We start from the raw sequence: 9188 nt of genomic DNA on the forward strand, positions 1-9188 counted from the left end.
TCATTCAGGCGGCGGTAAGTTTCTCTTGTATCCGAGAGCGTCTGAATGCCGCAGGTATGCTCCTCGGCTCCGGGGATGCCGTGATAATTATCGGTACACCCGAGAGCGATAGCGAGCAGGTCATAGGGCACAAGCTCGCCATCTGCCAGGAGGACAAGCCGTTTGTCCAGATTAATGGCATCGACTTCGCCGTATTTGACGGAGAGCCTTGGGTGGACAGGGAAGGCGATTCGAAGATCATGGTCGGAGACGGTGCCGGCGGCAAGCGCATAATATTCCGTCTTGATGCCCTGGTAGGGCATCCGGTCGATCAGGACGATTTCCACATCGTTTGGAAGATGCTGCTCCAGCAATTTTTGGATTAGCGCGAGGCCGCCATAGCCGCCGCCGAGAACAAGCAGTTTTTTCATACACACAGCCCTGCCTTTCAAAAGAAGGAGTATGTGGTGCAATCGCTATTCGTATACCTTGATCTCGTTGTAGAAGGTGTCGCGCTCAACAGGGATTTTGCCTGCGCCCTTTACCAGCCAAATCAATTCTTCCCGTGTCATCCCCTCTGGAGTCAGTGCGCCCGCGGAATGGCTGATCCGTTCTTTCAGAATCGTCCCGTGCACGTCCGAAGCGCCGAAGCTGAGCGAAACTTGGGTGAGTTGCGGTCCAATATTGATAAAATAAGCTTTGATATGGTCGATGTTGTCCAGCATCAGCCGGCTGATGGCGATCGTCTTGAGGTCCTCATACGCGGAATTGCGGCGCATAATGCCGGCGTTCTTGCTCTTGGGCTGCATTGACAGCGGGATGAACACCATGAAGCCGTTCGTCTCGTCCTGAAGCTCGCGGATTTGCAGCATATGCCGGACGCGGTCCTCATGGGACTCGATGGAGCCATACAGCATCGTCGTATGGGTTCGCATGCCGAGCTGATGCGCCTGCCGGTGTACTTCCAGGTACTCCTCAACGTTTGCCTTGTCGACACGCATTTTTTTGCGATACTGATCGGATAGAATTTCCGCTCCGCCGCCTGTCAGCGTCTTAAGTCCGGCTGCCTGCAGCCGTTCCAGAACTTCGCGGATGCTCAGACCGCTAATCCGGGTAAAAAAATCGATCTCCGCCGCCGTATAAGCCTTCAGCGTAACTTCCGGGAAGCGGTCGTGCAGCGCCTGAAGGGAGTCAACATAATATTGAAACGGAACATGGTCATTATGACCGCCCACAATGTGGAACTCCCGCACGCCGGGGTGAATATGCTGCTCCACATAGGAGATCATTTCCTCGCCGGAGAGCGTGTAGGCTCCCTCTTCGCCCTCATCCTTGCGGAAGTTGCAGAACGCGCAGCGCGATTCGCACACATTGGTAAAGTACAGGCTCATATTTTCGATAAAATACACCTTGTTTCCATTTTTTCGCTGGTTGGCTTCGTTCGCAAGCTGGCCGATCGTCAGCAGATCGCTGCTATCATATAAATAAACGCCGTCCTCCAGGGTTAATCTTTCGCCGCTGCGAACTTTTTCGATGATATCCGCCATTCTGGCATCCGTGTGGGGAGTAATAAGAGTAGACATTATGATTCCTCCTAGTAAGGTTTAAGATAAGAGACTTAGCCAGCATGGACGTAAAGCCGTTATTTAATAACAGAAAACATCCCGCTGTTTCTCACGTATTGAAAAACGACGCAGATGTTTTCAGGAACAACATATCGAAGCGGCAGCAATTCATTTTGTGGATTGGGACCCTGCCGTACGTGACAAAATTTCGAATTTTAACTCATTGCTTTTCCTATTATAAACCCCTCTTCACAGGTGAGCAACCGCCCCGCTTCCTTCACTTCCCTTGATCTGTAACTTGTGGACCGGGTGGGAGTGAAGTATACTTTATTTAAAAATATGAACAATATTTCGATTTCCATAAAAATGAAAAGGAGGCTGGAAACCATGATTTCTATCAGCGATGCGGCTGCAGAGCAGCTGAAGACCATGCGCGACACGCAGGAGATCCCGAACATGTTCCTTCGTCTTGGCGTGAACCCCGGGGGCTGCAGCGGCTTCTCGTATGCGATGGGCTTTGACGACAACGAGACCGATCAGGACGTCTACATGGACGTGAAGGGCCTCAAGGTCATTATGGAAAAAGACAACCTGCGCCTTCTCGACGGCCTCGAAATCGACTTCGAGGAATCCGGCATGACCGGCGGCTTCACCATCAACAACCCGAACGCCACCGCCACTTGCGGCTGCGGACACAGCTTCCGCACGGCGACGGATGAAGGGAAACCTAGCGAGGAGCCTTGCTGAGTGTTGGTGTGATGCGGGTTTTCTCTCCGCTGATCTGAGCGTTAGCCGATCCGGCAGCCGAATGAAAGCGAGTATTTAGAGCTGCGGATTGCGGCGGCAAAATTGAACATTAACACCCCCCGAAAACCCAGCGTTAACAACCCATAAAACGTCGATTTAGGGTTGTGGATGACATACCTCCTAAGCTTGTGTTGATTGCTAAACGCAGCTTTGGGAGGTTTTTTATGTTTAAAATTGGACTTGAATACGGGAAAGAGAGGCATTCCAGTAGGATTGTCTCTTTTTTGTACCCAAAAAACTCATTTTTTTCGATTATAGCCCAAGAAAATTATGGTATCATTTTACTAATGAGCGAACGGAGGTAGTTCTATTGATAAAAAAAAGTCCTGATAACAGGACTTAAGGATAATCTATGTAAGGTCTATTTGAGAAGGGATGACAATCACGAATTCTCTGAATGGTTTTTATTAATGCTTTAAGAAACCAATATTTTTTAAAGGCGAGAATAGCATAAGAAGAACAAGTGGGGTAATGTAGGCATTTCGGATTTTTACGTTTATAGTATTTTTGATATGCTTTAATCAAAAGTATTGGTAGCCAATTAATGATCATTCTTTTGTCAACTCTGCAATCTGAGAATAAACCTTTCTTATTTCATATCCCTTTTCTTTTGTTGGTATAGGAATCACAACAGTACCGCCAGAGGAGCTAATTCTAAGTTGAAATGCTTTTGCAGTACTACACCCACAGCCTTTAGATGATTGTCCTTCTGTCACTTCAATGAATGAAATTTTTTCTAATGGAAGAATACCATCTTTTTCAACAAAGCTTTGGCTAGCCTCCATGATCTTTGTTTTATAGACTACCCTTTTATTAGTCAAAGCTATCCAATAATTTTCTCGTGAGCCGGAATTGCCACACCCTCCTTCAAAAGCAATATAGGAAAAGTAATATACAACTTCGTTTGGCATCATTTGCGATTTAAGGTCAGTCGGCAATCCTTCAGTAATAGGACTTAAGCTCATAAATACCTCCAACATCATAATATTTTAGGTAATAAGTTCTACAATGGTTGAGAAAATCCTCCTTCACACGACAAGTTATTCTATTTTTTCTTCTTTTTTGAAGAGATATCGATTTTATCGTAAGGTGAATCCCAATTAATTAAGTACAGAAAAACATTGAAGAAAAAGAAAACTAACCCAAGAAGCGGCGCATACGCTCCTTGAACTGTTAGAAGCTAAGACTGGAAGTTATAGCTGGTAGACAACCCTGTTGGGTTCAGGAATACAAGAACATTAAGCGAAACCCTTAAAACAGATTAATTATTATTGGTGGGGTACATATGATTGCACTAATTGATTTCCTGCAACAAAAAAACATTAAGGTTACTGAGATAAATCAGTGGGTACCGTTTCTTAGAAGCGAATGGGAAAACAACTTTACAAACCATATTCATGAATCAGTTAAAAAGAAGATATTTTTGGACCAATTTTTATGGCACGTATTTAGTTATAACAAGCTGAATAGCACTACTCAAAATAAAGCTAAAGATAGATTCAACAATCAATTAAAGACCGAGTGTTATCTTTTTTTTCAACATGATGACCAAGCTTTATTACTCGAAGAGGTGAAAAATATGAAAGCAGAAGATTTTGATAAGGAGAGCGATATTTATATAACAGATAAGAACTTCCAATGGACTTATGTAAAGACCCATGAATCACAGTGTGGTCCTTACTTTTACACAAAGAATGAATGAAAAACTATACAAACTATAGTGTGGTGTCTTAAGGAGTTAAGGGCATCCCATAACATAGCATTCACGCAGCGAGCCTAACGGCTCTGGGTCTGCCCGAAGTAAAGGAGGAGAAGTGGAGGCAGGAAGACAACCCTGCGAGGCTAAGTTTTCGACTCGGTGCCGGAGCGCTTTAAGCCTCTCGGGTTCGTGAATGCGGAAACGTTAGGCGAAATTGTGCACTAGTTTTAAAGCATAAAGAAAATAATAATTTGTGAGGTGAACTCAAATGGACTTGCGATTGAAATTTAATGAAGATGTAGTTAATTATGATAAATGGCGACCGACATATGTTGCGGAGTTGTTTAATGATATTATCCATTATTCGGATCTAAACAGTACAAAAAATGCACTTGAAATAGGTATAGGGACAGGTCAAGCAACGTTACCAATTTTGAAAACAGGCTGTAAAGTAACGGCTGTTGAGTTTGGTAAAAAATTGGCTGAGTTTACAAAACAAAAGTTTTCACAATTTAGTAACTTTAAAGTGATTAATATTGATTTTGAAAGTTTTACTACTGATGACAATAAATACGATATGATATATTCTGCAACTGCTTTTCATTGGTTACCACAGGATATTGGTTTTACCAAAGTGCATAGTCTGTTAAAACACGGTGGTACAGTTGCATTATTTTGGAATCATCCAAGTGCTATTGGCAAAGATGATACTATGCACTTTGAAATTCAAAAAATATATAAAAAATACAAGCCTTTTGGCGACAAATCACCGAAAGAGTTTGATGAAAAAACTTGTCAGCAGTATGAAGATACTATGAGAAAATATGGTTTTTCTAATGTTATTACAAAAATTTACCGTCAAACACGGAAGCTACATGCAGAAGACTATATTTCGTTATTGAATACATACTCAGATCACAGATCTTTACATATGGATGTTAAAAACGTATTAGAAAGTGAAATAGCAACTGTAATAGATAAGTTTGGCGGTGTAATCAATATTTACGATACTATGGATTTATATTTAGGAAAGAAATATTAACTAACAAAATAAATATTACCTTATGGCTAGTGGTAATTTCCGTATACAACAATCGCCTAACAAAGCTTCTTCGCAAGGGTGAGCAAACAGAGCGCTCACCACATCCAGTACCCCCACCGAAAGAAAGCGGACGATTTAAAGTGGTGGGGGTACTGGACGTCGCAGAAGCAAGACGTTATCAGAAATGACTGTAACTATTAAAAATAAAGGGAGAATTAATATGTCTGATCACTGGGATGTATATCTAAATTCAAAACTTTAGTAAGAGTAGATCTAGGTATAATTCAAAATGTCCCAATCGATGGTGCAAAAACATTAATACAAGTAAATATGCAATCAAGGAGCATTTTCTCAAAGAAATTAGATTCTGAACTTCTTGGTACAGTTGAAGATGAAATAGATAGTCAATTGACAGCTCTTGATTTTGTAGTAGGTGCCATCACTTATGCAGACTCTAAGTCTTTTTACTATTATACAATGCAAGAAAAATTACTATTTAATAGGCTTAATAAAACACTTTCGAAATATAGAAAACTCAAATGTGAAATCTCTGTTGCGGAAGATCCTAAATGGGAATTTTATTTAAACACTCTATATCCGGATGCGTATGAGAAGCAGTTGGAAAATGAATAGGGAAGTAGTAGAACAACTAAAAGCTAATAATGATAATCTTCAAATACCTCGTGAAATAAACCATTGGATTTATTTTCTCGAAAAAAAGAGTAGAGAAGACTTTAAAAGAAACCTCAATTCAAATTTTTATAGAATTGTTGAAGAAGAAACACTACAAGAATCGGAATTTCCATTTCAATTAATAATTTCACACACAAGTACTGTTGAATTTGAAACGATAAATCACATCACAACAGAACTACTTAAGAAAACAATAGAAGCTGGCGGGAATTATGATGGTTGGGAAAGTCTAATAATAGAAAGAAAGTAATTCAAGGAAGTCAGTCACTTCTGATAACACCATGTTCACGTTTCGGGCCATTCGGCCCTCGGTCCGGCAGAAGATAGATGAGGATTCGGAGATGCAATTGGCAGTAGCAGAGAAGTGGAATCAGCCGAACACATCCGCACCGACTAAGCGCGTCGCGCCCAGCGACTTTGTCGCCTAAGTCGGTGGGACGTCGTGAACACATCAACGTTATACGAAACCGGGGATTCCTATCAACTGGTTCAATTGGATAACTTACCATCCGTATTGAAAATTTTCAAAAAAGTTAAAAAAGGGAAAACCATGCTGCATTCATCGGCTTGCAGTTGATCCGGGCCATCAAGGTAAAGGTTTAGGTAATTTTTTATTACAATATATAGAGAATTTCGCAATCGAGAAGGGATATACAAGTGTACGAATTGATGTATATAAAATTAATGAAACGGCTAAAGCACTATACACACGAAATGGATATAAAGAAATAGGTGAAGTACGCTACCCATTAAGAAAGCATTCATATATTACTATGGAAAAACAATTACAATAAAGAAATTTGGTTGGCTTTTCGAGAAGCCCCGGCATCGTATAACACCGTATTCACGTAGCGGGCACTGACTGCCCTTGGTCTGCAAGAGGGTTTTCGAGGAAGCGGAATCAGCAGATAACGTTCTCGGGTTCGTGAATGCTAAGAGGTTTTACGACATTAATGCAGATACATATTCCAAGGAGCGGATTCCAAATGCCTTTAGAAAAAGCAGATTTAGAACTTATCGAGGTAGCACAGGACACAATAAAAAAACTATACAAAGATGGCAAGCACCACATCGGAGCAGCGATTCGAACAAAAACAGGGAAAATATACTCGGCGGTGCATTTAGAGGCTTATATTGGACGGGTATCCGTATGTGCCGAAGCGATTGTAATAGGCAAAGCTATATCAGAAGGAGAAAGTGATTTTGATACGATCGTAGCCGTAAGACATCCTGATCCAACTCAAAAGGAACAAAAGATAGAAGTAGTATCGCCCTGCGGAATTTGTAGGGAACTGATAAGCGATTATGGAAGAGAGACACAGGTCATTTTAAAGGGAACTGACGATTACATAAAGAGGAAAATCCATGAATTATTACCGGATAAATACACAAGAACGGAATAAAGAGTAAAATCGTATAACATTACATTCACGCGACGGGATCTTAACGGTCTCTTGGTCTCCAGAAGTAAGGCACAGAGGTTATATCTGCAGACAACCCTGACGGGTTCGTGAATACCAGAACGTTATCAGAAATAATTGCAAAGAGTTTAGAAAGGATTTATAAAAGATGGATGATTTATTCAATCGTTTACCAAGAGACAAACATGACTTCGTGAGAGTAAACGCCTTAAAAAAACTAGATAAAGAAGAATTGATATTACTTATACCGAATTTATTAATGTGGCTACAAGACATAAACTGGCCAATAGCTATTGAGATATCAAAGTTGTTACTAACAATTCCCGAAGAGGTAATTCCCTATGTTAAAGATGTCCTCCAAGGAGATGATGACATTTGGAAAGAATGGTGCCTAAGATATTTTGCAATGCATTTACCTATTGAATTAAGACAACAACTACAAGAACAAATTCTGCGAATAGCTTATAAACCAACTAAGGGAGAAGAACTTGAAGAAGTACATATTACAGCTAGAGAATTGCTAGGGAATTAAGCTAATTTGTAAGTGGGTTCATAGAAGGTAATTACGCCTAATAACATTCATTCGCGCTGGGGGCCTGACGGGCCCTCGGTCGCTGCGAGGCATTTCGGGAAAGTGTATTCAGGCGATACACCCGCACCACCCTACCGAGTCGCTGCCGGTCGTGATCCAGCTGAGCTGTTGGATCTGTTTTTCTGAAAGGCCCGAATAAATAAGAAGGAATGTAAATCAAATGAAGAATTATAAAACTTATGGTGCATCGCCTTATACCACATTTTTAATTCACGGAGGACCTGCAGCGGCTGGGGAATTGGCTCCACTATCCAAAATAATATGTACTGAAATAAGTGTTGTCGAGCCTTTTCAGACTAAGAGATCCATAAGTGAATTACTTACTGAAATGAAAGAAGTTATTGATGAAATAGGGATTGCTCCAGTTAACTTGGTTGGTTATTCGTGGGGGGCTTGGCTATCTTTTATCTTTTCTTCAGTTTATCCAGAATTGGTATATAAGTTAATACTTGTAGGCAGTGGACCGTTTGAAGAGAAGTATGTTCAGGAAATGATCCAAACGAGAATAAGCAGAATGACAGATTTAGATAAAATAAAGCATGATGAAATTATGGAACAATTAAGCAAAGAAGAAGTAGACAGAGCACGAATTTTGAGTGAATTTGGGAAATTAATGTCAAAGATAGATAACTACGATTCAATACCTGATGAATCAAATCATGTAAATATCGATTTCGAAATTTATGAAAATGTATGGGGAGAGGCAAGTATATTAAGAAAGAATGGGGAGTTACTTGAATACGGAAGGAATATCACTTGTCCAGTAATCGCAATTCATGGTACTTATGATCCTCATCCATACATGGGGGTAATTGAACCGTTATCGAAAATAATAAAAGATTTTAGAGGCTCAAAACCGAAATTAGTGGTTGACGAATCGATACGAGTGTGAAACGAGGATGAAAATGGAAAAACATCTGCAAATCCTGTATTGTTGTAAGTCCTACCAAACAACAAAAGGATATGACAGATGCCACTCCAGTATATCAATCAACTGCTTGAATTACCAGAACTACAACTTCAAAAAATGCTATTCATCAATGCCCAAGAGGTTCATCTGGAGGCCGAGCCCGTGGCTTACAAGCAACCCTGTCCCTTGTGCGGATCAGAACAAGGAGTGAAACGAAATGGGCAGAATCAACCGCGCAAGATTCGGCATCTGAATCTCTTCGGCAAAAGATGCTACTTGGTGCTGCCTTCTCTTCGTTTAGCCTGTTCCCGTTGTCATATTGGGTTTGTTTGGACCTACAGTTTTGTGGGTCCTAAAGAGCGGTATAGCCGACTTTTTCGTCAACAGGCTGTTGAACAGGCGCTTGGCTCCACGGCGGCTCATAGTGCAAGAATGCAAGAGGCACCTGCCAGTACGGTACAACGGATGCATCAGGAATCC

14 protein-coding genes are annotated in these 9188 nt (G+C 41.1%); 10 read left to right on the top strand and 4 right to left on the bottom strand.

The window, feature by feature from the left end:
* Both L691_RS0115660 and mqnE read right to left on the bottom strand, forming a co-directional pair.
* A partial coding sequence (locus tag L691_RS0115660) for an FAD-dependent oxidoreductase (RefSeq protein WP_025691401.1) occupies positions 1 to 410 on the bottom strand: 410 nt, incomplete at its 3' end.
* Between the two features lie 45 nt (positions 411 to 455).
* Positions 456 to 1562 carry an aminofutalosine synthase MqnE gene (mqnE, locus tag L691_RS0115665; protein ID WP_025691402.1) on the bottom strand — a complete coding sequence of 369 codons (1107 nt, stop codon included), beginning with the start codon at positions 1560 to 1562 and terminating at the stop codon, positions 456 to 458.
* A 369-nt stretch (positions 1563 to 1931) separates the two neighbouring features.
* Here mqnE and L691_RS0115670 point away from each other — a divergent pair, with 369 nt between their 5' ends.
* The gene (locus L691_RS0115670) at positions 1932 to 2291 is read left to right on the top strand and encodes a HesB/IscA family protein (RefSeq protein WP_025691403.1); all 360 of its coding nucleotides are present in this window, start codon (positions 1932 to 1934) and stop codon (positions 2289 to 2291) included.
* A 399-nt stretch (positions 2292 to 2690) separates the two neighbouring features.
* On the opposite strand, the gene yidD is transcribed toward L691_RS0115670, so the two are convergent.
* Together yidD and L691_RS0115680 are read right to left on the bottom strand one after the other, a co-directional pair.
* A complete protein-coding gene (gene yidD, locus L691_RS34320; protein ID WP_084654190.1) occupies positions 2691 to 2903 on the bottom strand; it encodes a membrane protein insertion efficiency factor YidD in 213 nt (70 codons plus the stop codon).
* Positions 2900 to 3316, bottom strand: coding sequence for a PH domain-containing protein (locus L691_RS0115680; protein WP_025691404.1), 417 nt, complete (start codon positions 3314 to 3316; stop codon positions 2900 to 2902). Before L691_RS0115680 ends, yidD begins: the two co-directional genes overlap by 4 nt.
* A 320-nt stretch (positions 3317 to 3636) precedes the next feature.
* Between L691_RS0115680 and L691_RS0115685 the strand changes: the two genes are divergently transcribed.
* The 9 genes from L691_RS0115685 to L691_RS31390 form a co-directional block, all read left to right on the top strand.
* Entirely contained in the window at positions 3637 to 4053 is a 417-nt protein-coding gene (locus L691_RS0115685) for a DUF4275 family protein (RefSeq protein ID WP_198023055.1), read from the top strand.
* A 265-nt stretch (positions 4054 to 4318) separates the two neighbouring features.
* The gene (locus tag L691_RS0115690) at positions 4319 to 5092 is read left to right on the top strand and encodes a class I SAM-dependent methyltransferase (RefSeq protein WP_025691406.1); all 774 of its coding nucleotides are present in this window, start codon (positions 4319 to 4321) and stop codon (positions 5090 to 5092) included.
* Positions 5093 to 5332: 240 nt separating this feature from the next.
* A complete protein-coding gene (locus L691_RS0115695) occupies positions 5333 to 5725 on the top strand; it encodes a DUF695 domain-containing protein (RefSeq protein ID WP_269634859.1) in 393 nt (130 codons plus the stop codon).
* On the top strand, positions 5718 to 6035 hold the full coding sequence (locus L691_RS0115700) for a ribonuclease E inhibitor RraB (RefSeq protein WP_025691408.1): 318 nt from the start codon (positions 5718 to 5720) through the stop codon (positions 6033 to 6035). Before L691_RS0115695 ends, L691_RS0115700 begins: the two co-directional genes overlap by 8 nt.
* 307 nt (positions 6036 to 6342) lie before the next feature.
* A complete protein-coding gene (locus L691_RS34325) occupies positions 6343 to 6579 on the top strand; it encodes a GNAT family N-acetyltransferase (RefSeq protein WP_084654198.1) in 237 nt (78 codons plus the stop codon).
* 192 nt (positions 6580 to 6771) lie between these two features.
* Positions 6772 to 7188, top strand: a complete 417-nt coding sequence (locus L691_RS0115710) for a cytidine deaminase (protein ID WP_025691409.1) — start codon at positions 6772 to 6774, stop codon at positions 7186 to 7188.
* Between the two features lie 166 nt (positions 7189 to 7354).
* Entirely contained in the window at positions 7355 to 7738 is a 384-nt protein-coding gene (locus L691_RS0115715) for a DUF5071 domain-containing protein (RefSeq protein WP_025691410.1), read from the top strand.
* Between the two features lie 220 nt (positions 7739 to 7958).
* Positions 7959 to 8690, top strand: a complete 732-nt coding sequence (locus tag L691_RS0115720; protein ID WP_025691411.1) for an alpha/beta hydrolase — start codon at positions 7959 to 7961, stop codon at positions 8688 to 8690.
* Between the two features lie 78 nt (positions 8691 to 8768).
* The coding region (locus tag L691_RS31390) for a transposase family protein (protein WP_025691412.1) at positions 8769 to 9188 on the top strand (420 nt) is incomplete at its 3' end.

It is taken from the genome of Paenibacillus zanthoxyli JH29, from assembly GCF_000520715.1.
In the GTDB taxonomy this organism is placed as follows: Bacteria; Bacillota; Bacilli; order Paenibacillales; family Paenibacillaceae; genus Paenibacillus_AQ; species Paenibacillus_AQ zanthoxyli.